Origin of the sequence: Microbulbifer jejuensis (assembly GCF_047289955.1) — a bacterium.
GTDB lineage: Bacteria > Pseudomonadota > Gammaproteobacteria > Pseudomonadales > Cellvibrionaceae > Microbulbifer.
Genome location: NZ_JBLBUB010000004.1, coordinates 85,815 through 107,529 on the forward strand (window position 1 = coordinate 85,815; position 21,715 = coordinate 107,529).

22 protein-coding genes and 1 tRNA gene are annotated in these 21,715 nt (G+C 55.5%); 13 read left to right on the top strand and 10 right to left on the bottom strand.

The window, feature by feature from the left end:
- The first annotated feature begins 1 nt into the window (after position 1).
- From ACL7TT_RS03785 to ACL7TT_RS03800, 4 genes are read left to right on the top strand one after another with little or no spacing between them, the layout of a single operon-like run.
- Entirely contained in the window at positions 2-1,165 is a 1,164-nt protein-coding gene (locus ACL7TT_RS03785; RefSeq protein ID WP_413393281.1) for a beta-ketoacyl-ACP synthase, read from the top strand.
- Between the two features lie 3 nt (positions 1,166-1,168).
- Complete coding sequence (locus ACL7TT_RS03790; protein ID WP_413393283.1) at positions 1,169-1,615, top strand: ApeP family dehydratase; 447 nt, start codon at positions 1,169-1,171, stop codon at positions 1,613-1,615.
- Positions 1,616-2,344, top strand: a complete 729-nt coding sequence (fabG, locus tag ACL7TT_RS03795; RefSeq protein ID WP_413393285.1) for a 3-oxoacyl-ACP reductase FabG — start codon at positions 1,616-1,618, stop codon at positions 2,342-2,344.
- Positions 2,344-3,570 (top strand): beta-ketoacyl-ACP synthase, encoded by a 1,227-nt coding sequence (locus tag ACL7TT_RS03800; RefSeq protein ID WP_413393286.1) that lies wholly within the window; start codon positions 2,344-2,346, stop codon positions 3,568-3,570. Before fabG ends, ACL7TT_RS03800 begins: the two co-directional genes overlap by 1 nt.
- Before the next feature lie 183 nt (positions 3,571-3,753).
- On the opposite strand, the gene ACL7TT_RS03805 is transcribed toward ACL7TT_RS03800, so the two are convergent.
- From ACL7TT_RS03805 to ACL7TT_RS03835, 7 genes are all read right to left on the bottom strand, one after another.
- Positions 3,754-4,152, bottom strand: a complete 399-nt coding sequence (locus ACL7TT_RS03805; RefSeq protein ID WP_413393288.1) for an HlyD family secretion protein — start codon at positions 4,150-4,152, stop codon at positions 3,754-3,756.
- Positions 4,153-5,028: 876 nt separating this feature from the next.
- Positions 5,029-5,104: transfer RNA gene (locus ACL7TT_RS03810), tRNA-Phe, on the bottom strand.
- Positions 5,105-5,228: 124 nt separating this feature from the next.
- Positions 5,229-5,504: an oxidative damage protection protein gene (locus ACL7TT_RS03815; RefSeq protein ID WP_413393289.1), complete on the bottom strand. Its 276-nt coding sequence runs from the start codon at positions 5,502-5,504 to the stop codon at positions 5,229-5,231.
- 16 nt (positions 5,505-5,520) lie between these two features.
- Positions 5,521-6,606 carry an A/G-specific adenine glycosylase gene (mutY, locus tag ACL7TT_RS03820; protein ID WP_413393291.1) on the bottom strand — a complete coding sequence of 362 codons (1,086 nt, stop codon included), beginning with the start codon at positions 6,604-6,606 and terminating at the stop codon, positions 5,521-5,523.
- A 69-nt stretch (positions 6,607-6,675) separates the two neighbouring features.
- Complete coding sequence (locus tag ACL7TT_RS03825; RefSeq protein WP_413393293.1) at positions 6,676-8,799, bottom strand: AsmA family protein; 2,124 nt, start codon at positions 8,797-8,799, stop codon at positions 6,676-6,678.
- A gap of 175 nt (positions 8,800-8,974) precedes the next feature.
- On the bottom strand, positions 8,975-11,098 hold the full coding sequence (locus ACL7TT_RS03830; RefSeq protein ID WP_413393294.1) for a TonB-dependent receptor: 2,124 nt from the start codon (positions 11,096-11,098) through the stop codon (positions 8,975-8,977).
- 85 nt (positions 11,099-11,183) lie between these two features.
- On the bottom strand, positions 11,184-11,516 hold the full coding sequence (locus ACL7TT_RS03835) for a hypothetical protein (RefSeq protein WP_413393296.1): 333 nt from the start codon (positions 11,514-11,516) through the stop codon (positions 11,184-11,186).
- An 83-nt stretch (positions 11,517-11,599) separates the two neighbouring features.
- Between ACL7TT_RS03835 and hisB the strand changes: the two genes are divergently transcribed.
- From hisB to hisF, 4 genes are read left to right on the top strand one after another with little or no spacing between them, the layout of a single operon-like run.
- Positions 11,600-12,187 carry an imidazoleglycerol-phosphate dehydratase HisB gene (hisB, locus tag ACL7TT_RS03840; protein WP_299940063.1) on the top strand — a complete coding sequence of 196 codons (588 nt, stop codon included), beginning with the start codon at positions 11,600-11,602 and terminating at the stop codon, positions 12,185-12,187.
- Positions 12,187-12,837, top strand: coding sequence for an imidazole glycerol phosphate synthase subunit HisH (gene hisH / locus ACL7TT_RS03845; protein ID WP_413393298.1), 651 nt, complete (start codon positions 12,187-12,189; stop codon positions 12,835-12,837). The genes hisB and hisH overlap by 1 nt, the downstream gene beginning before the upstream one ends.
- 54 nt (positions 12,838-12,891) lie before the next feature.
- Positions 12,892-13,620: a 1-(5-phosphoribosyl)-5-[(5-phosphoribosylamino)methylideneamino]imidazole-4-carboxamide isomerase gene (gene hisA / locus ACL7TT_RS03850; RefSeq protein ID WP_413393299.1), complete on the top strand. Its 729-nt coding sequence runs from the start codon at positions 12,892-12,894 to the stop codon at positions 13,618-13,620.
- Between the two features lie 2 nt (positions 13,621-13,622).
- On the top strand, positions 13,623-14,384 hold the full coding sequence (gene hisF, locus ACL7TT_RS03855) for an imidazole glycerol phosphate synthase subunit HisF (RefSeq protein ID WP_413393300.1): 762 nt from the start codon (positions 13,623-13,625) through the stop codon (positions 14,382-14,384).
- A 54-nt stretch (positions 14,385-14,438) separates the two neighbouring features.
- Here the strand turns inward: hisF and ACL7TT_RS03860 are convergent, their stop codons facing one another.
- From ACL7TT_RS03860 to gpmI, 3 genes are all read right to left on the bottom strand, one after another.
- The gene (locus ACL7TT_RS03860; RefSeq protein WP_413393302.1) at positions 14,439-15,797 is read right to left on the bottom strand and encodes a S41 family peptidase; all 1,359 of its coding nucleotides are present in this window, start codon (positions 15,795-15,797) and stop codon (positions 14,439-14,441) included.
- A 155-nt stretch (positions 15,798-15,952) separates the two neighbouring features.
- Entirely contained in the window at positions 15,953-17,080 is a 1,128-nt protein-coding gene (locus tag ACL7TT_RS03865; RefSeq protein ID WP_413393304.1) for a murein hydrolase activator EnvC family protein, read from the bottom strand.
- On the bottom strand, positions 17,080-18,627 hold the full coding sequence (gene gpmI / locus ACL7TT_RS03870) for a 2,3-bisphosphoglycerate-independent phosphoglycerate mutase (RefSeq protein ID WP_413393306.1): 1,548 nt from the start codon (positions 18,625-18,627) through the stop codon (positions 17,080-17,082). The genes ACL7TT_RS03865 and gpmI overlap by 1 nt, the downstream gene beginning before the upstream one ends.
- A gap of 229 nt (positions 18,628-18,856) precedes the next feature.
- Between gpmI and ACL7TT_RS03875 the strand changes: the two genes are divergently transcribed.
- The 5 genes from ACL7TT_RS03875 to ACL7TT_RS03895 all read left to right on the top strand — a co-directional run bounded on the left by ACL7TT_RS03875 (position 18,857) and on the right by ACL7TT_RS03895 (position 21,714).
- Complete coding sequence (locus ACL7TT_RS03875) at positions 18,857-19,273, top strand: rhodanese-like domain-containing protein (protein ID WP_413393308.1); 417 nt, start codon at positions 18,857-18,859, stop codon at positions 19,271-19,273.
- Between the two features lie 46 nt (positions 19,274-19,319).
- On the top strand, positions 19,320-19,580 hold the full coding sequence (gene grxC / locus ACL7TT_RS03880) for a glutaredoxin 3 (RefSeq protein ID WP_299940043.1): 261 nt from the start codon (positions 19,320-19,322) through the stop codon (positions 19,578-19,580).
- A gap of 160 nt (positions 19,581-19,740) precedes the next feature.
- Positions 19,741-20,238: a protein-export chaperone SecB gene (gene secB, locus ACL7TT_RS03885; protein ID WP_413393310.1), complete on the top strand. Its 498-nt coding sequence runs from the start codon at positions 19,741-19,743 to the stop codon at positions 20,236-20,238.
- Between the two features lie 167 nt (positions 20,239-20,405).
- Entirely contained in the window at positions 20,406-20,858 is a 453-nt protein-coding gene (locus ACL7TT_RS03890; protein WP_413393312.1) for an acyl-CoA thioesterase, read from the top strand.
- Complete coding sequence (locus tag ACL7TT_RS03895) at positions 20,851-21,714, top strand: SDR family oxidoreductase (protein WP_413393314.1); 864 nt, start codon at positions 20,851-20,853, stop codon at positions 21,712-21,714. Before ACL7TT_RS03890 ends, ACL7TT_RS03895 begins: the two co-directional genes overlap by 8 nt.
- Position 21,715: the final 1 nt, after the last annotated feature.

Genomic DNA, 21,715 nt, shown 5'->3' on the forward strand with positions numbered 1-21,715 from the left:
TATGAATAAATTTTTCCTTAATTGTATGGGCTTGATCTGTGCACTTGGGGGGGCGGAGAAAGAAATTATACAGCCTTTGTTTAAGGGTAATAATTCCTTTATGCAGCCAGATCCTGATCGAATGCCGGGCTATCAAGGATGTTTTGGCATAGTGGATTTTCCACTGCCAGAGATACCTAGTTTATATAAGGCTTACGATTGCCGTAATAATCGGTTAGCTTTGGCTGTTTTACAGCAGATTGAAGCTGAAATTGCCAATTCCATTACCCGTTACGGTGCTAATCGTATTGGTGTGGTTATGGGAACTTCAACCTCGGGGATTGCTGCTGGAGAGAATCATCTTAAGGGCCTTGAAGGTGATAACTTTAATTATCGATTTCAACAGCAGATGGGCGGATTGAGTTCATTTATAGCAAAGTATCTGGGAATTTATGGGCCTCAGATTACTGTTTCCACAGCCTGCTCATCCAGTGCCAATGCTTTTGCCTCTGCGCGGCGCCTTTTATCTTTGGATATTTGTGATGCAGTAATTGTTGGAGGGGTTGACTCCCTGTGTGATATGACAATTAGAGGGTTTCGTAGCTTAGGAGCTCTAAGCACTGGCCAAACCAACCCATTCAGCATTAATCGAGATGGTATTAACTTAGGAGAAGCTGGTGCGGTTTTTTTGATGAGCAGAGAACCGGGTGAGGTTTCCTTATCGGGTATTGCCGCCTCATCAGATGCCTATCACATGTCAGCACCTCACCCTGAGGGACGCGGTGCTGAAATATGTATGCGAAAAGCACTAATCGATGCTAGTCTAGATTCTTTTGCGATAGACTATTTGAATCTCCATGGCACGGGCACTCATCACAATGACTCAATGGAAGCAACTGCCGTTTGGAATGTGTTTGGCAGAAATATTCTTTGTTCTTCTACAAAATCCCTGACAGGACATACATTAGGTGCGGCTGGAGCTCTTGAAGTGGCCTTTTGTTGGTTGGCGCTCAAGTACGGTCGAGTCTTTCCCCATTATTTCGATGGTAATTTTGACCCTCATATATCACCTGTACAGCTATGTCGATACGGGGGAAATAGCAAGAATGTACGCTATGTTATGAGTAATTCTTTTGCGTTTGGTGGCAATAACTGCTCAGTGATTCTCGGCAAATGGGAGGTTTAATAGATGCAGAAGTATACAGCTGAAGAATTGGTTCCACACAGCGGAGACATGTCACTTCTGGATGAGATTGTTTTGGTCGAGGAAGACAAGCTAATGGCTAAGCTAAGGGTACGTGATGATGGATTATTTTCACGTGACAAGCGAGTTCCAGCATACGTTGGCATTGAGTATATGGCACAGGCAATTGCGGCTTTTTCTGGTTACCATGCAAAAGAAAAAGGTGAGGATGTTCGCTTGGGATTTCTGCTTGGGACCAGGAAATTTCTAACTAACTTTGAAAATTATCAATGTGGGGAAGAAATCACTGTTCAGATTGAGCGTCTGTTGCAGGCTGAAAATGGTATGGCTACATTTGAATGCTGGATAAGCGGTTCGGGAGTGGAACAGAATGCACGCCTAAACGTATATCAGCCTGATAATGTAACAGCATATTTGAAGGAAACAAGCTAAATGTCTAAGTGGGTTTTAGTTACAGGTTCTAGTCGTGGTATAGGTCGGGCGATCGCAATTGAGTTAGCTAAAGATGGTTTTAATATCGTTTTGCACTGTCGTAGCCGCCGTGACCGGGCAGAAGAAGTCGCTGAAGAGATAACCAGGTTAGGGCGTAGTTATCGGATACTGCAATTTGATATATCCGAACGTGAATCCGCAAGAGAGAGTTTACTGGCAGATGTTGGAAGCTACGGTTGCTGCTATGGTATTGTGTGTAATGCCGGGGTCACTTCCGACAATGCATTTCCTGCTATGCCAGGTAAGGATTGGGACAATGTAATACATACTAATCTGGATGGCTTTTATAATGTCTTACAGCCATTGACCATGCCAATGGTACGGCGGCGGGCTCCTGGTCGAATAGTGGTCATGACATCAGTATCCGGAATTATAGGCAATCGGGGACAAGTTAATTACTCTGCTTCTAAAGCCGGGCTGATTGGTGCAAGTAAAGCTCTGGCCCTGGAATTGGCAAAAAGAAAAATTACGGTAAACTGCGTTGCTCCCGGCCTTATTGACACTGATCTGTTGAGTGAAGAATTGCCGATAGATGAAATCCTGAAGATGGTACCTGCTAGGCGGCTTGGTAAACCTGAAGAAGTCGCTGCAACCGTATCTTTTCTTATGCACGAGCGTGCTGAATATATTACTCGACAAGTAATTTCTGTAAATGGTGGTCTCTGCTGATGAAGCGTGTAGTTATTACCGGTATGGCAGGAATTAGTCCTATTGGACAGGGGTGGGACGCAGTCAATAATTCCCTGCGTAATCGCCTCTCAGGCGTTACCTACATGCAAGATTGGGACAAATATGAAGGACTGGAAACCCGTCTTGGAGCACCTGTAGCAGGCTTTAAAAAACCGGCTCATTATGGACGAAAGCGTATCCGTAGTATGGGGCGGGTATCTTTAATGGCTGTCTTTGCCAGTGAGCTGGCCCTGATAGATGCGGGCCTTTTAGATGACCCAGTATTGAAGGGTGGTTCTGTAGGTATCTCCTATGGATCTTCGGCGGGTACACCAGCGGCAATGGCTGATTTTGGTAATATGCTCCTCAATTACCGTACCGATGGTTTAAATGCGACTAGCTACATTAAAATGATGGCCCATACTGCAGCGGTAAACATCGGTGTTTTTTTTGGGGTGTGTGGGCGTATATATACTACCAGTTCTGCTTGTACCTCTGGTAGCCAAGGAATTGGTTACGCCTATGAAGCTATTCGAAATAATACACAAAAAATAATGATTGCTGGTGGTGCAGAAGAACTTTGTGCAACAGAAGCTGCCGTTTTTGATACCCTCTATGCAACATCTACCAGAAATGACTTCCCAGAGACTTCTCCTCGACCGTTTGATCGAAGCAGGGATGGGCTTGTTATTGGCGAAGGGGCGGGTACTCTAATTTTGGAAGAGTATGAGCATGCGATTGCCCGTGGAGCCAAAATTTATGCGGAAGTCGTTGGCTTTGGTACGAACTCTGATGGCAGTCATGTAACCCAGCCTCAGTCCGCCACGATGCGGGTTGCTTTACAACAGGCGATGTCACAAGCGGGAATCGGCGGGAATGAAATTGGTTATGTAAGCGCACATGGTACAGCAACGGATCGTGGTGATATTGCTGAAAGCCATGCAACCTATAATGCGTTTGGAAGGGCTGTTGCAATTAGTTCATTAAAAAGTTACACCGGCCATACTCTTGGAGCCTGTGGGGCCCTGGAAGCTTGGGCTAGTATACAGATGATGCGCGATGGATGGTTTCACCCCACTATGAATCTTAGTGAGGTCGACTGTGACTGTGCCGACTTGGAATATATAACTGGCAATGGGCGTAAGATAGATACTGAATATGTGATGAGTAATAACTTTGCATTTGGAGGAATAAATACATCTCTTATATTCAAACGCCTGGAATAACGTAACGACTATATTGTTTTGGGTATTGCTCATAAGGGTGAGAGAGAAATATATTAAACTGTGAATATTTAAAACACTAAAATTTAGAAAATTACTATAGAGAAAAACTTGTCTAGATTCAACTTAGAATAATTTATTTTTTAATTGGCCCAATTAAATAATAAGTTGAGCCATGGGCCAGGATTAACGTGACATTTCTTTAATTATCGCGCTGTTAAGGTTGTTTATCCAGCGGTTGTAACTTCTGTGGATGGTATTTTGTTGACCGTTATAGTCAAGCATTTTGCTATCTTTATAGGTGATACTATAACTATCATGATCGTAATTGATGTTAGCCTCAGCATGATGTTTTCGTACATCAATTGAAGCTAAAATTTGGCCTGGAGCAACTTCCTGGCAAGCCCACCCTTTAACAATACAGCCAGCAATAATTGATTGTGTAACCGATTCTCTAGTTTGCGGCGAACCATCTAGACGACTGGGGACAACCCGGTCTTGAATACTTAATAGTGGATAGCTGGTGCATGCTCCTAATGTTACAGCGATTAAAGATAAAAAAAGTGCTTTTTGTATAAGTTTCATACAGTTTCCTGATTATAGTTAGGGTAGAACACCGATTGATGAATAGCTAGGATAGTTTTTTCATGCTTTGTCATTGCCAAGTCTAAATGAAATGTCAACGACATTGACAGTAGATTTAAAAATCTGTACAGAAGTCACGGGGAGCACTCCTCACAATATCAAAACTATCTAATAGTTTTTCAGCTTTGTAAAGCTGGGATTTCAAAAGTCACTGTCTTTGCCCTCACGCAACGCCTTGACAGCGGCCGCCATATCGAAGGTAGGTTTGGTCATGGATCATCTCTTTTTTGCCAATGGTAAAGAAATGGCACAGAATTCTGAACACTGCCAATCCCTTGCTACTCTCCTGCGAATAATTTATTGATAAAATTCTCTCTTCCCTTGAAGTTGCTTTAAAGCCTTTAGAGTGTAAATCACGTACATTTATTAAACTTCAAAACCATTCAAAGCTATTTAGGAGTGGGAAGCCTTCCCATACCTCGCTAAGCTTCGAATTTCTAGGGTTTTCCAAGCAATTCGATCATAAAACGTACTAAAAAAGGATCGCGAGTCATTCCTCCCCACGCCTGCCGGTTTTGGCCCTTTCTTTACCCAGTGAAATGGGAAAACACCGCAAGCCCTGGGCTTGAGTGAGTTTTGGGATTTCACAAAATGAAGAGTTTTGAAGCAATGCGAAGAGATTTTTCACGGGCCAAAATAGCTGGGAGCTAGAGGCCACGGGGTTTTTTGCAAGGGGAGGAAGTTGTGGAGCAAATCTGTTCAGAAGGTAAGGAGTGAATGTTGCGTTGACACTTTAGCGTTTTTTAACGCCAAGAGAGAGGTCTACTCCAAAATTGAAAAACCCACGAAAGCTAGCGCTTGCGCGGGTTTCAGGGGTGGTGCCCAGAGGCGGAATCGAACCACCGACACGGGGATTTTCAGTCCCCTGCTCTACCGACTGAGCTATCTGGGCATTGCAATCATCACGGGCTTCCCCGAGTGTCGCGAGGCGCGTATTAAACCCGCTCCCAAGGGCTGAGTCAATCCCTTGATTGTAAAAAGTTTTTCCCTTGCCGGGGGCGGTTTTCGCGGCCCGCTCAGGGGCTTTCCGGTGGGGCGTAGCCTTCCACCGAATCGTATTCCCCACCGCTTAGAAACTTCTGCATCTGCTCGCTGAGATAGGTACGGCTGGAGGGCTCCATCATGTTCAGGTGCTTTTCATTGATCAGCATGGTCTGGTGAGACAGCCATTCCTGCCAGGCTTTTTGGGAGACGTGTTCAAAAATGTCCATGCCTTTGGGGCCGGGGAAGGGGGGCGCATCCAGTCCCTCCAGCTCTTGTTGGTATTTGCGGCAGAATACGGTCCTGGACATGGATTTCTCCGGGTTGTCAATCGGCAGTGGTTGGGGTAAGCAGGGGGGCCTGCAGTGCGAGTAACTGCTTTGCCAGCTTTACAATTGGAGCGGGCAGCCCCACCTCCTGAGCGGCGCGAGGGCGATTCAAGCTGCGCAGTTTATACCAGCCGGCACCGCACTTTGCTACCTGCGCGGGGGCTCTGGCGAGCTGTACCCACACCGGGGAAATATCCAGGTGGAAGTGGGTGAAGGTGTGGCGCAGCGGTGGCAGTGGTTGTATTTTGCCGGCGCGCCAGCGCCGTTGCTTGAGCCAGGACTGGGTGCTGTCGGACTGGGGCGGGCACCAGAGGCCACCCCAGATACCTTTGGTAGGGCGCTGTTCCAGGTAGATCTCGCCTGCGTATTCCAGCAGCAGCATGGTGGCGCTGCGTGTGGGCTTTTGCTGGTGCGGTTTCTTGTGGGGATACTCCTGGGGGTTGCCCTGGGCATGGGCCTGACAGCATTTTTTTAGCGGGCAGTCGCGGCAGCTTGGCTTGGAGCGGGTACAGAGGGTGGCGCCCAGGTCCATGATCGCCTGAGTGTAGAGGTTACCCTGGGTGTCCGGGGTATAGGTCTCAGCCAGTTGCCAGAGTTTGTTGGCGACTGCTGTGCGGCCGGGCCAGCCCTCCACAGCGTGACAGCGGGCCAACACCCGTTTCACGTTTCCATCCAGAATCGGTGCCTTCAGCCCCATGCTGATGCTGGCAATGGCACCGGCGGTAGAGCGGCCGATACCACTGAGCCCGGTGAGGGCTTCCAGGCTGCGGGGGAATTCACCATCGTACTGATCCATTACGGTCTGCGCGCATTTGTGCAGATTGCGGGCGCGGGCATAGTAGCCGAGGCCGCTCCAGTGGGCCAACACTTGTTCCAGGGGCGCGTGGGCGAGGGCTTCCAGGGTGGGGAAGCTGTTCATAAAGCGCGCAAAATAGGGAACCACTGCGCTGACCTGGGTCTGTTGCAGCATGATTTCCGAGACCCAGACACGGTAGGGGGTGATGCCCTGTTGCCAGGGCAGATCCTTGCGTCCGTGTTTGTGAAACCACTTGAGAATGGCGTTTTGGAACTGTTTTGGTGTCATGAATTACTGTGCGGTTGGGCGGAGTGAGTGCCTGGCGTGCGCACCGGGTGGGGCCCGGTGCGGTTGCAATCAGCGACCGAAGAGATTTTTCAGTTTTTCTTTCAGTTCGTCGACCTTTTCTTCCACCTTATCACCGTATTTCTTTTTGGCCTTGTACTTCAGCTCTTCGCGCAATAGATCGTCCAGGCGACGGCTGTCGGGTTTGCAGGTGCCGATATCAATATCGTCGAATTGGCCCTTGCAGCGCAGTGGCAACGGGCGATTGCGCAAGCGCTGATTTTTTACCGCACAGCCGTCAGCGGAAGTGCTTTGGCCCACCAGGGCGAGGCCCAGGGCGAAATCGAAGTTCTGTCTTTTCAGGTTTACTTTGCCGTCGCCGGTCAAGGCAATATTCTCAATGCCGGCGAGTATATCGTCCACTTTCACCTCCTGCCCTTTGATCGTGATAGTAGCGCGCAGGTTCTGCAGCTGGGTTTTGGCGGGCCAGTCCCGGTTCGGTATCGGGGTGTTTTCTGCATAGCTGAAAAGCTGGCACAGGCCCTTTTCCAGATTGAATGGTGCAATGGACAGCTCCCTGCTGGAGAGAACCGCAGAGGCGCGCAGGTTGTGCTGCAGACTTCTGCTGGTTTTGCCCTTCGTGAGTGCGTCCCAGTTGAGGCTGGCTGCGCCGGCCAGCTGCACTTTCCTGGCGGGGAAGAGTGCCTGCTGTACCTTGTCGAGATCCACCCCGGTGAGGCCGCCGTGCATCTGAGCTTCGGCGGACTGTGCGCGGGCATTGAGCTCACCATTGGTGCTGAGTTGGCCGCCGTAAATATTGGCGCTGAGTTTCTGAAGCCGGTAGAGACCGTTGTCCACCGTGAGTTGCAGCTCGGGGCTGTCCAGTTGCAGACCGGCGGCATGCAACTGGTCGAGGGCCAGGCTGATATTGGCGGTAAAGCCGCGCAGGGCGCTGAAAGGCAGGGGCTCTGCGGAACCCTGCCGGGTTCCTTTTCCGGTGTTGGCTGACTCAGCTGGCTGTACCGTGCGAGTCTCAGGGGCGGGCTGAATTGGTTTGGTCGGCCGGGAAGCCTCGGCCGGCTGTGTCTCCCCGGCATTTTCTTCTGGGGAGGATGGCAGGTAGTTATCCAGGTTAAAAGTTCCGCCGCGCAGGCTCAGGTCGAGTCCCGGCAGTTCGGCATTGCGCACCTGAGCACTGCCACTGAAAGCAGTGCCGTCAAGCTGCAGTTGTAGGGGCGTCAGGTCCAGTTTCTGTTCCGAGCCCTCGATACTGGTTTCGAGGTTGAGTTTTTGCAGCACGGTATCGTCACGGGGGGCAAATTCAGCTCCGGCCAACGCCAGCCAGGGGCGCAGGGGGTCGGCGCTGGCGTTGAGGTTCATTTGCACCCGCCAGGGCTGGTTGGTGTTGTCGCGGCGCAAGTAACCGCGCAAGTGTACCGTGGCTTTGGCACCGTTGTCGGCGGCAAAACCCAACTGCAGGGGTTGCAGGCGCAGTCCGTTGAGGCCCTCATCCAAGGCGAGGGTGCTCTCCAGTTGCAACTTCAACGGAGCTTGCAGGCTGCTGCTGCGCACCTCGGCGTCGGCGTTGAGTTGTCCCGGCCCACCCCCGGGGATTAGGTTGTCGGCAGCGACGTGCAAATCTGCCACTTTGAATTCCCTGCCCGTGCGGGCATCGTGATAGGCGAGGAGGCCCTGCTGGATGCGCAGTTTTTCGAGGCTGAATTGTATCCTCTGCTGGGCGGGCTGCTGTGTAGGTTTGGGGATATCCAGCTTGGGCGGCAGCTTGCGCTGCGCCTCTATCGCCTGGCTGACCCGCTGCCAGTTACTGCGTCCTTCGCTGTCCACGGAGAACTCGATTTGCGGTGCCACCAGCACAACTTCCCGGGCCTCTATGCGGCGCTGCAGAAGGGGTTTAAGGGCGACACCCACGGCAATACGCTCTGCACGCACCAGTGTCTCCCGGGGAAGTTGCAGGGGGGCCAGTTGTACCTTGCTCAGTTGCAGGCCCAGCTGCGGCCAAAGCTGCCAGCTGATATCCCCGTCGAGCCTGAGGGCGATGCCCTGTTTGGCGGCGAGCTTCTCAAATTGTGGCTTGTATTGGTTCACATCGAGTCCCACCAGCAGCCAGGCGACTGCGCCGGCGAGTAACAGGAAAATGATCAAAAGAGCGATAAAGGTGCGCTTGATCCAGGCCATGGAGAGGGGTGTCCCTGTTTGTTCAGTAGAAGGCGGGTCGCGTGTACCAACCGTGCGGGTGTTGCGGCGTTGGCTCGGGGTTCCCGCGCCCTCTGCAAAGAGCTTATGCGGGAAGTGTAGGAGATACAGCCCCGCGGGGCTGAGCGCGCCGCAGGGCCATTGAAGCAGTTGTCTTTTAGAAAATAAACCGCACGCCCGCTTCAAAGCTGCGGCCCGCAGCTGGCGCGTAGTCCCGCAACAGGGAGGTGGAGTACCGTATTTCCTCATCGAGCAGGTTGCGCGCGTTGGCAAAGAATACCGCATCGCTGCCGCCGATAGTGAAATTGTAATGGGTGCTCAGGTCCATACGGGTGTAGCCATCGGTAGGCTCCTCGAAGGCGCCAACACGATCCTGGTCGGCGGCCTGTACTGTGCGCCATTCCCAGCCCCACCGGTCGTAGTCCGCACCCAGGGCCAGCCCGGCCCGCAGAGGTGGCATGCGCGGCACATAGGAACTCTCGCCGGCAATAGTGTTGTCAAAGCGGGCACGCACCATATCGCCGAACAGGGTCAGGTAGAGTGTCTCCCGCAGGGGTAATGTGGCAGACACCTCTGCGCCGTAAAAAATTGCATCGCGGTTGGTGTATTCGTAGATCGGTAACCCCTCTTCGCTATCCACTCCCCCAGTGTTCTGCGCGTAGATGTAATCACCGATACGGTTGTAAAAAAGATTGGCCTCAAACCGTAGGGCATGCCAGCCGTTGGCTTGTTCATTGTGGTGGTGGTAGCCCAGTTCAAGGTTGACTGCAGCCTCTTTGTCCAGGTCGCTATTGCCCAACACATACTGACCTGCGGCCAGGTGGGCGCCGTTGGCGAACAGTTCTTCTGCTACCGGTGCGCGCTCCGAATGGGTGGCACCGAAACTGAGGTGCTGGTGTTCGGCGAAGAAGTATTGAAGCGTGCTGCTGGCGCTCAGCAGCGTGTAGTCGCGCTCACTGGCGGCCTTCGGGTCGATGTCCACCCGCTCCAGGCGCGCGCCCAGGTCCAGGTGCCAGTTGCCCCAGGCGCGCTCCTTCATTGCGAAGGCGCCGGCACTGCGGGTGCGTGAAGGCTGGATAAATGCCTCGTCACCCACGGCGGCAAAATCTTTGTCCAGCAGTTGCAGCCCGTAGGCGCCGCGCCATTCGCCGTCGCTGTCGTGGGTCAGTTCCACGCGCCCCTCCCAGGCCTGGTTGGTAAAGCGGGTGCCGGGCGCACCGTCCTCCAGTTCCGTGTGTTGGTAGTCGTTGTAGCCGACACGCACGCGCAGCTTGTCCCAGTAATCACTGTCGAAACGGTGCTCCCCTTTCAGGTCGTAGCGGGTCTGCGCCAGATCGATACGCACCGATTCCGGTCCGCTGTGCTCGTCGTGCCCCTCAAGTGCGTCGTGATCCTCGCCCTCGTGCTCCTCCTCTTCTTCGTGGTGCTCGTGGGTGCCGAGCGGGATGCCATAGTTGTTTCTGAGGCGGTTTACCGACAGGCCGATATAGCCGCTGTCGGTGATGCGGGAGACACCGCCGCTGTAACTGTGGGCGCGGGCATTGGTATTGCCCACAAATCCGTCGGTATTGAACTCCTCCTCGTGCTCGCCTTCTTCATGCTCACCCTCTTCGTGCTCCTCATGGGCATCGCCGTGCTCGAGAATAGCAAGGCCGGGAATCTCCGTATCGCCATTTTCCCGGTAAACCCCATCCAGATACCAGGCCAGCTGCCCGGCACCGCCACCCAGGCGAAAGACGGAGGCATCCTGGCTGTCGGCAGTGTTGTGGCGCAGTTCCAGCGCACCCTCAAGTTCCTGGGGTACCACTGTGGGGATACGTCCGTCGATAACATTCACCACACCGCCGATCGCACCACTGCCATAGCGCAGGGCGGCGGGACCGCGCAGGATTTCGATACGCTCAGCCAGTAGGGGCTCGATACTGGCGGCGTGGTCGGAGCTGGTGTTGGAGGCGTCCGCCACATCCAGGTTATCGCTGAGGATCTTCACCCGGTTGGCGCTCTGGCCACGGATCACCGGCAGCCCCACGCCGCTGCCAAAGGAGGCATTTGCCACTCCGAGTTGGTCCTGCAGGGTCTGGCCCAGTGTGGCGGAAGCGGCACTGCGCAGGGCGTTGCCCGAGAGGATGGAGACCGGCGCTGCCACGGCATCTGCGGGCTTGTCCAGTGGGGACACGGTAACATTGACCTCTTCCAGGGGGGCACTGTTTTCTTGTGCGGCATAAACCGCGGGCGTAGCGAGGCTGGCGATAGCCAGGGCCAAAGTATTGAACTTCATCATTGGTTTTATTCCTGTCACTGGAGGATGCTGCTGCACACGGCAGAGGGTGCCTCCGTCAAGCAAAGTAAGCGGTGAACTTGGTTGATTAGCTGAGCGACAGGAAGGGGGGTGGGGCGCGTGCGTTCTGGTGCTCCGGCTGGCGATTTTGTGGCATTGCCAGAGAGGGCTGGCTATCGTGGCTTTCGGGCTTTGCCTGAATGGGTGCGAACTCGCTGGCAAGTGCTGCGGGCATTTGCATACAGCACAGGTCACACACCTCTACCTGGCTGTTATCCAGGTGAAAATGTTCCGCCCACAGCGGCTGCGCTGCCACCAAAGCGAGTAGCAGAAACAGGCTGGCCCAGTAAGGGGAGTGTTGGCGTTTGTGAAAAACCATGGGGCCTATGATATTGGGACGGCGCTGTGAATCAAGTTTCATTTGTCACCAGTGGGCCACAGAGGTCGTCATTCGTCCTATAATTTGCCCCCTTCGTCTTAACGCTCAAAATAGGATCGCCCTCAATGCGCAAGGCAAGCGTCACCCGTGACACCCTGGAAACCAAAATACGAGTCAACCTGAATCTGGATGGCCAGGGCCACGGCCGGTTTGTCACCGGGGTTCCCTTCCTGGAGCATATGCTCGATCAAATTGCCCGCCACGGAATGGTTGACCTGGACATCACCTGTGACGGCGATACGCATATTGACGATCACCATACGGTGGAGGATATCGGTATCACCCTCGGCAAGGCCGTTACCGAGGCGTTGGGGGACAAAAAAGGCATTACCCGCTATGGCCACAGTTATGTGCCTCTGGACGAGGCCCTCTCAAGGGTGGTGATCGACTTTTCCGGGCGTCCCGGTCTGGTGATGGAGGTACCTTTTACCCAGGGACGTATTGGTCATTTCGACACGGAACTGTTTTACGAATTTTTCCAGGGGTTTGTAAACCACGCCCTGGCGACGGTACATATTGACTGTCTGCGTGGTCATAATGCCCACCACCAGGTGGAAACGGTGTTTAAGGCCTTTGGCCGCGCCCTGCGCATGGCGCTGACCCCGGACCCGCGCATGGCCGGCACCCTGCCCTCAACCAAGGGCGTGTTGTGATGGGGAAAGTTGCGATACTCGATTACGGCATGGGCAACCTGCACTCGGTGGCCAGTGCCCTGAATAAAGTGGCACCGGATACCGAGGTGGTGCTGGCAACCACACCCGAACAGGCTCGGGGTGCCGGGCACCTGCTGGTGCCCGGTGTGGGGGCCATCCGCGACTGCATGGCAGGATTCGAGGAAGCGGGTTTTGCGCCCCTGTTGAAAGATGCCATCTGTGCCGGTAAACCGGTGCTGGGTATCTGTGTGGGTATGCAAATCATGATGCGTCACAGCGAGGAAAATAGCGGGGTTGACTGCCTGGATATTTTTTCGCAACCGGTAAGATTTTTCGGCAGCGACCTGCCGGAGATTCCGGAGGGGGGGCATGTCAAGATCCCGCATATGGGCTGGAACCGCGTGCAGCAAATCCGCAAGCACCCGCTGTGGGAAGGCATTGTCGACTGCAGTCGCTTTTATTTTGTGCACAGTTACTATGTGCCCGCAGTGGATAACTCGGATATTGCCGGGCAAACGGAGTACGGTATCCCCCTGGCTGCTGCCGTGGCGCGGGGAAATATCTTTGCGACCCAGTTCCACCCGGAAAAGAGCGCCGACGACGGCCTGCAACTGCTGAAGAATTTTGTCAACTGGGATGGCCGGGCCTGACAGCCACGGCTTTTTTCGGACCACCAACAACGACTGCCGATGTAAAGACAGAACATGATTGTAATTCCCGCGATTGACTTGAAGGATGGCCAGTGCGTGCGCCTGCGCCAGGGTGAAATGGATTGTGCCACGGTATTTTCTGAGGACCCTCTGGCCACTGCGCAGCACTGGGTAAACGAGGGGGCGCGGCGTTTACATCTCGTGGACCTGAATGGTGCCTTTGCCGGTAATCCGGTCAACGGAGAAGCTGTCACCGCCATTGCCAGCCAGTTCCCAGATCTGCCGGTGCAGATTGGCGGTGGTATCCGCGATCTGCATACCATAGAGCGGTACCTGGATGCCGGGGTCAACTGGACCATTATCGGCACTGCCGCGGTGAAAAACCCCAAACTGGTACAGGAGGCCTGCCGCGAGTTTGAGGGGCATATTATTGTTGGCCTCGATGCCAAAGATGGCCTGGTGGCCACTGAGGGTTGGGCCGAGGTATCCGGGCTGCAGGCCGTCGAGCTGGCCAGGCGTTTTGCCAATTCCGGTGTCAGCTCGATCGTGTACACGGATATCGCCCGCGATGGCATGATGCAGGGTGTCAATATCAAGGCCACTCTGGAGGTGGCGCACGCGGTACAGGTGCCGGTCATTGCCTCCGGCGGTGTCAGCAGCCTTGAGGACATCCAGCAACTGCTGGATGTGGGGGAGATCTACGGTGCAATTACCGGTCGTGCCATCTATGAAGGCAAGCTCAACCTGTGCGAGGCGCAGCGGCTCTGCAATCGGGGGGAATAACAGTGGCACTGACGAAACGCATAATCCCCTGTCTCGATGTCGATGCGGGCCGTGTGGTCAAGGGGGTGAACTTTGTCGATATCCGCGATGCCGGCGATCCGGTGGAAATCGCCCGCCGCTACAATGCGGCCGGCGCCGATGAAATCACTTTTCTGGACATTACCGCTACCCATGAGCGGCGCGATACCCTTCTATACACGGTGGAGAGGATAGCCCGCGAAATCTTTATTCCACTGACGGTTGGCGGTGGGGTTCGCACCTTGCAGGATATCCGCAACCTGCTCAATGCCGGTGCTGACAAAACCGCGATTAATTCCGCTGCGGTGCGCAACCCCGAATTTGTGCGCGAGGCTGCCGAGCGCTTCGGCAGCCAGTGTGTAGTGGTTGCTATCGACGCTAAGCAGGTGGGTGACTCTCGCTGGGAGATCTTCACCCATGGCGGCCGCCGGCCCACGGGTATTGATGTAGTGGACTGGGCACGGCAGATGGCGCACTTTGGTGCCGGGGAGATACTGCTCACCAGTATGGACAGGGATGGCACTAAAAACGGTTTCGATTTGTCGCTGACCCGGGCGGTCACCGAGGTTGTGCCTGTGCCGGTGATCGCTTCGGGTGGTGTGGGCAGCCTGGATCATTTGGTGGAGGGGGTGTTGTACGGCGGTGCCGATGCAGTGCTGGCAGCGAGTATCTTTCACTTTGGCAGATACAGTATCGCTGAGGCCAAAGCGTTTATGCGGGACGCAGGGATAGAAGTGCGGCTGTGACCCTGTCGCCCGTCGGGAGTAGTCACCGGGGCTTTTTTCTGCTTGCCGCGCCCGTTACGGCCTTCCGTCTGCACGGGCAATACGCGCGCGCAGAGCCCTGTCCTGGTGCGCGTAGAGATTCAGGCCCTTGAGCAGGTTGAGCGCCTCAAAGATCTGGTTGTCACGGTCCAGCCAGCTATCGCCTGCGTCTTCGCTGCGGGCGCGCTCTTCGGCATTGCGATCGGCACCGCCGTTGCCATTGCCCAGGTGTCGGGCCAGATCCGCCTCGGTCGGGCGTGCCGTATCCTCCAAGCGGGTCACTTTGACCCGCTCTACGACAATGTCGGGGGTGATCCCCTGGGCCTGGATAGAGCGGCCATTGGGGGTGTAATAGAGCGCGGTGGTCAGTTTGATGGCGCGTTCGCTGTTAATGGGGATCACGGTTTGTACCGAGCCCTTGCCGAAACTGCCTGTCCCCATGATCACTGCGCGGCGGTGATCCTGCAGGGCACCGGCAACAATTTCCGCCGCCGAGGCGGAGCCGGCATTGATCAGTACCACCAGCGGCGTGCCTTCGGTCAGATCGCCGGGTTCGGCAGAGTAACTCAGGCTGGCGGCCTCGCTGCGACCCTCTGTGTAGACTACCAGGCCCTCTTCCAGGAAGGCATCGGCCACCTCCACCGAAGATTGCAGCACACCGCCGGGGTTGTTGCGCAGGTCGATAATCAAGCCTTTGAGCTTGCCCTTGTTTTGCAGTTTGATCAGTGCTTCCGCCACATCCGTACCAGTATCCAGTTGGAACTGGCTGATACGCAGGTAGCCGTAGCCCTCATCGAGGATTTTGCTGCGCACACTGCGCACGCGCACGGTATCCCGTTTGAGAGTGATGTCAAAAGGCGTTCTGTGGCCCTTGCGTGCGATCGTCAGGGTGACGCTGCTGCCTTTGGGGCCGCGCATCCACTCCACTGCTTCGTCGAGACTGATGCCTTTCATGGATTTGCCGGACAGGCGCAGGATCACATCACCGGCCTTGAGACCGGCCCGCGAAGCGGGGGTATTGTCCATCGGGGTCACAACGGTGATGTGGTCGTTCTCAATGCCCACCTCAATGCCGAGGCCGGCAAACTCACCGGTGGTATTGACTTGCAGGTCGTCGAAGGAGCGGCGATCCAGATAGGAGGAGTGTGGGTCCAAGCCTTGTAACATGCCTTTAATGGCGTGCTCCAGCAGGGTGCGATCATCCACCTCCTCGATATACCCCTGGCGAATTTGTTCGAAGACCTTGGCGAAGCTGCGCAGGTCCTCGAGAGGCAGGCGTGCCGCATTCTCGGCAGTAATTTTGTTTTGGGTATCGGGCTCACACAGCCCCATCAAAGGCAGAACGGTGAGGGTGGCCGTGCAGAGAAACGTGGTCAGCGCCTTGGGGGTGGACATATTGTTGTGACCTCTGCCTTGTTTCTTCGCCGCTTTGCGAAAGTGTAGACTGCAGATGTTGGCGGGTATTCCAAGTGGGCGCCAAATTCTACTGTGCCAGGGGATTAGTCGCGATGCGTCCAACTGCCTTACAGGGAGCCTTGAGCGCAGTGGCGTCAGCTGCGACACCAACCAGTGGGGTCCAGCGCTTTGCCGCGATAGCGGATTTCGAAGTAGAGGCCGCTGTGGGCGTTACCGCCGCTGTTGCCTACCCGAGCAATAGTGTCACCATTTTCGACCCACTCCCCAAGGCTGCGGGTGAGGGACTGGTTGTGAGCATAGAGGCTCATATAGCCATTGCCGTGATCGAGAATCACCAGCATGCCCTGGCCGCGCAGATAGTCCGAGAACACCACGCGGCCCCGGTGTACGGCGCGAACAGGCTCGCCCTCGGCGGCGCGAATGGTGACCCCTTTCCAGGTAATGCCGTTGGTGCGGCGCCCGCCAAAATTGTTGGTGCGATGCCCTTTTACTGGCCAGCGCATCCTGCCGCGCTGGCGCGCAAACGGCTTTTGCTCACCGGGGCTGACCAGAGAGGCGATGGCGCGGCCCACCTCGTTGATCAACTTCTGCAGTCTTGCGCGGTCGCCCTGTAGTTGCGTCATCTCGCCGTCGCCATCGGCGATCCTTGCTGCCAGTTTGTCCAGAGTGCGTTTGCGGTTTTGCTGGGCACTGCGCAGCCTGCGCTGGCGTTCCTGCAACTGCTTGCGTTTTGCATCCAGGGTCGCCCGCGCGCGCTCGATATCACCGGCTACCGCCTTGAGGGCGGTGAGGGTTTGCAGATAGGTATCGATGATGCGGGTGCGTTCTTGGAGGAAGTAATCGTGGTAGTGAAGTTGGCGGGCGACGTTTTGTGGGTCGTGCTGGTTGAGGAGGAGCTTGATCTGCTCCTGCCGGCCCAGTCGGTAAGCGGCGGCGATCTCCTGCTCGACCCGCCGCTGCATACTTCGTCGGGTCTCCTGCAGTTGCAGCTGCTCTCGCTGGAGTTCGCGCAGCTTGTCCGAGCGACTGCGTAACTCCCGTTTGATCTGGTCTATGCGCTGATGGAATCCGGAAATGCTTTTTTCGTTTTCTTCCAGGTCCTTGAGCAACTGGTCGCGCTGGTCACGCACCTGGTTGAGTTCCTGTTGCAGGGACTTGATGCGCTGCTTGATTTCCGCGAGACGTGTCTGCTGATCCCCCTGTGCCTGGCACCAGGCGGGCAGTGACAGCAGGGCGATCAGAAAGAGGGCGAGTGTTTTCATCAGTCCATTTTTACCAGGCTGCGGCCAGTCATTTCCGCCGGCTGTGGCAGACCCATCAACGCTAACATGGTTGGCGCTACATCCGCCAGACTGCCGCCGTCACAGAGTTGTACATTGCGTGCGCCGATATAGACAAGCGGTACAGGCAGGGTGGAGTGCTGGGTGCTCACCTGTCCCGAGTCAGCGTCGAACATCACCTCTACATTGCCGTGGTCGGCGGTGATCAGCACCTCGCTACCGGCGGCCAGAGCCGCATCCACAACCCGGCCAATACATTGGTCAAGCGCCTCCACCGCCTTCACTGCGGCTTCGAAGACACCGGTGTGGCCCACCATATCGCCATTGGCATAGTTACAGATAATGGCGTCAACCCCTTCACTCTGGATCGCCGCCACCAGTTTGTCGGTCACTTCCGGTGCGCTCATTTCCGGCTGCAGGTCGTAGGTAGCCACATTCGGGGACTTGATCAACTCGCGGGTCTCGCCGGGGTAGGGCTCCTCGCGACCGCCGCTGAAAAAGAAAGTCACATGGGCGTATTTTTCCGTCTCGGCGATACGCAGCTGGGTTTTACCCCGGGCGGAAAGGTATTCGCCTAGGGAATTCACCAGTTTCTCCGGTGGGAAGGCACAGCTAGCATGGATGTCAGAAGCGTATTCGGTGGTCATAACAAAGTCTGCCAGTACCGGTCTGGCTTTGCGCTCGAAGCCGTTGAAGTCTTTATCGGTAAAGGCGCGGGTCAGCTGGCGGGCGCGGTCCGGACGGAAATTCATAAAGATCAACGCGTCGCCAGGACTGATGGGGGCCGGCTCGCCAATACGTGTGGGGGAGACAAACTCATCGTTCTCACCGCGCGCATAGGCGGCGCTCAGCCCCGCCAGGGCATCACTGGCCTTGTGTTCTGCGGTGCCCAGGGTCAGCATGTCGTAGACCGATTCGGTGCGTTCCCAGCGCTGGTCGCGGTCCATGGCATAGTAGCGCCCGGCCAGGGTGGCCAGGCGCGCATTGCCGAGGGTGTCACAGACCTGCATCAGGCGCGCAATAGACGATTCGGCACTGCGCGGCGGTGTATCGCGGCCATCGAGGAAGGCGTGCACGTAAATGGCTCGGGCACCGCGCTGGGCGGCCAGGGTCACCATGGCGACGATGTGGTCCTCGTGGCTGTGCACGCCGCCCTCTGAGAGCAGGCCCATAATATGTACGGCGCCGTCGCTGGCAATGGCCTTGTCCACCGCTCCGGTATAGGCACTGTTGCGAAAGAATTCGCCGTCCTTGATGGCCTTGTTGATACGGGTGTAACTCTGATAGACCACGCGGCCTGCACCCAGGGTCATATGGCCCACTTCGGAGTTGCCCATTTGCCCATCCGGTAGACCCACAGCCATGCCCGAGGTCTGGATCAGTGTCTTGGGACGGTTCTCCCAGAGATTGTCCCATACCGGCGTATGAGCGGCGTGAATCGCATTGTGCCGGGGATTGTCGCTGTGGCCGAAGCCGTCCAGAATCAGCAGGACTAGAGGGCGCTTTTGCGGAGCTTGCGAAACGGCCATAGCGACGGGTTTCCTGTTCTGAAAATTTGCACTGTGGGCGCGGATTTTAACCTGTTCGGACCGCCTTTCACTATGTCAATTTGCGCAAGTATGACTTTGTAAAGTCTATGTGAGGGCAGCAGTAATACCGTTTAGCTGGTTAGAATTTCGCCAGGATCGTGTATACTCCCGCCACCCTTGGCGCTGGCGCGCCATCTCGATAACTACCTTTAAGGATTTTGGGGGCGAAGTGGACTTTTTCGTCTTTTTGAGTGAACAATGGCTGCTGGTTGGCCTGCTTGTGGCACTGCTCTACGCACTGGCCGTAAGCGAGCGCTTCAGGGCTGGCGTACCGGTGTCACTGCACGAAGTGACCAGACTGATTAACAGTGATGGGGCGCGGGTGTTGGATGTGCGTGATCACAGTGAATTTATCGGCGGTCATATCGTCGATGCCGTGCATATCCCACACGGAGAGCTTTCCGATCGCCTCGGCGAATTGGCACCTTTGAAGGACAAGATGCTGATTGTAACGGACAAGCTGGGCCAGCACGCGGGTCCCGCGGGGCGTCTTTTGAAACAAAAGGGCTTCCAGGTGCGCCGCCTGCAGGGTGGCATGAGCGAGTGGAGCAACCAAAACCTGCCCCTGGTCAAGGGCCAGGACTAGGGCTAGGTCGGCGCGTGGCATTGATGACATTTGATGGAATTCAGTGATGCAAGAAGTAGTCATCTATACAACCCATTTCTGCCCCTATTGCATCCGCGCCAAGCGATTGCTGAGCGGCAAGGGTGTGACCTATCGCGAGATTGCTGTGGATAACAAACCAAACTTGCGTGCACAGATGGCGGCCATGGCCGGGCGACGCTCGGTGCCGCAGATCTGGATCGGTGATTGCCACGTGGGTGGTTGCGATGATCTGATGGCCCTTGAACGCGGACGCAAGCTCGACGACCTGCTTAAAGCCGCCAGTTGACAAAGGCTGGCGCCGCCCGCCACTTGCACCCGCCAGTGTTTGCTTATTATCCATTCCGGGGCTTGAAACGGTATTTGCAGGCCCCATCTGGAGGCTTACTTACACGGAGTCTTTCTCATGGAAGGCATCAATAATTTTTATATAAAGAACAGGCGGTAACATGGCTGAAGAACTAAATGGCGCGGCGGCAAATGCAGAGGCTCCGAAAGTGCAATTCGCGATGCAACGCATCTACCTGAAAGACCTCTCCTTCGAGACCCCAATGGGTGTTGAGGTGTTCAAAAAGCAATGGAAGCCACAGGTTAACCAGGAACTGAACACCAAGACCGCCAAGATTGATGAAGACCTGTACGAAGTGGCGCTGACCCTCACTATTACCGTCAAACTGGAGGAGGAGACTGCCTTTCTGGTGGAGGTGAAGCAGGCTGGCCTGTTTGGTATCAAAGGACTGGAAGGCCAGCAACTGGCTCAGGCACTGAATACCGCCTGCCCGCAAATTCTGTTCCCCTACGCCCGTGAAGTGATCGACAACACCGTCGTTAAAGGCTCTTTCCCGGCTCTGATGCTGCCGCCGGTCAACTTCGATGCGCTGTTCGCAACAGCTTTGAACCAGGCGCAAAAGCAGGCTGAGGGCACCCAGGCGCAAGCGGATGCTTAACGGCTGATGGCATGATAAAAAGGCCCTGAGGGGCCTTTTTTTATATCCGTTATTCGTTTTAATCAGGGGAAAAGCCCAGTGGGATACTTTCTCCACTGCCTCAGTCTCACGATCAAGCGAGTTTCTTGTGGAGTAAATAATTGCTGATAATGAGTCGGGAGTTGCCTGTGCAATGGGATTTACCGAACCCCTTTGTGCGAAAAGTGCTTGTGGGCGCACACCATGTGGATGGTCTGCGCCATGCCAACAACGCTGAGTACGTGCACTGGTGTGAGGCCACCGCCTGGGCCCACAGCGCAGCACTGGGGCTGGATGTCACGAATTACCAGGAACTCGACCGCGGAATGGCCATCCGTCATAGTGAGTATGATTATATACTGGCGGCGAGAGAGGGGGATGCACTGGTATTTGGCACTTGGTTAACCGATGTAGACGGGGGGCTGAGGGTGATCCGCCGCTTTCAGGTCTTTCGCGCCGCCGATGGGGCAGAGGTATTGCGGGCCCGGTGGCAGATGGTGTGCATTGCGCTGTCCAGTGGCAGGCCGAAGCGCATGCCGGCGATCTTCAAGAAAATCTACGGTTCCGTAGTGACTGCCCGGGAGGCTGAGAAAAGTGAGTGAAGAGTTTATTACCCTGACCGAGAACACAGGGACCCTGAGGGACAAGACCATTTTTATCACTGGTGCCAGCCGCGGCATAGGGCGCGCTATAGCGCTCAAGTGTGCTGCTGACGGCGCTAATATCGTGATTGCCGCCAAATCCGCACAGCCCCATCCCAAGTTGCCGGGTACCATCTACTCGGTGGCTCAGGAAGTGGAGAACGCTGGGGGTAAGGCCCTTGCCCTGCAAGTGGATGTACGCGATGTGCAGCGGGTAGAGGAAGCGATGGTAGAGGCTGCGGACAAGTTTGGCGGTATCGACGCGGTGGTCAACAACGCCGGCGCCATCAGCTTGACCAATGTGGCGTCCACTCCCCCTAAACGTTATGACCTGATGCAGAGCATCAACAGTCGCGCGGTGTACCTGACGGCACACCTGGCGCTACCCTATTTAAAAAAATCGGACAGCGCCCATATCCTCAGCCTGTGCCCGCCACTGAATCTTCAACCCAAATGGCTGGGCCCCTTTGCCCCCTACGCCCTGTCAAAGTTTGGCATGACGATTCTTAGCCTGGGCTTGGCGGAGGAGCTGCGCGAGACCGGTGTGAGTGTGACCACCCTGTGGCCGCGCACCCTGGTGGCCACCGCAGCTATTGAATTCGCTGTGGGCAACCGCGAGATGTTTGAGCAGAGCCGCAACCCCGCGATTATGGCGGATGCTGCCTACGAAGTACTAGCCACAAAAGACGCCGCACTCACAGGGCGTCAACTGATTGATGAAGAGTTACTGGCAGAGCGCGGTGTCAGGGATTTCGTTGACTATGCCCACAATCCGGCCAACGCGGACAGTTTGACCAGGGATTTGTTTCTCGATTGAG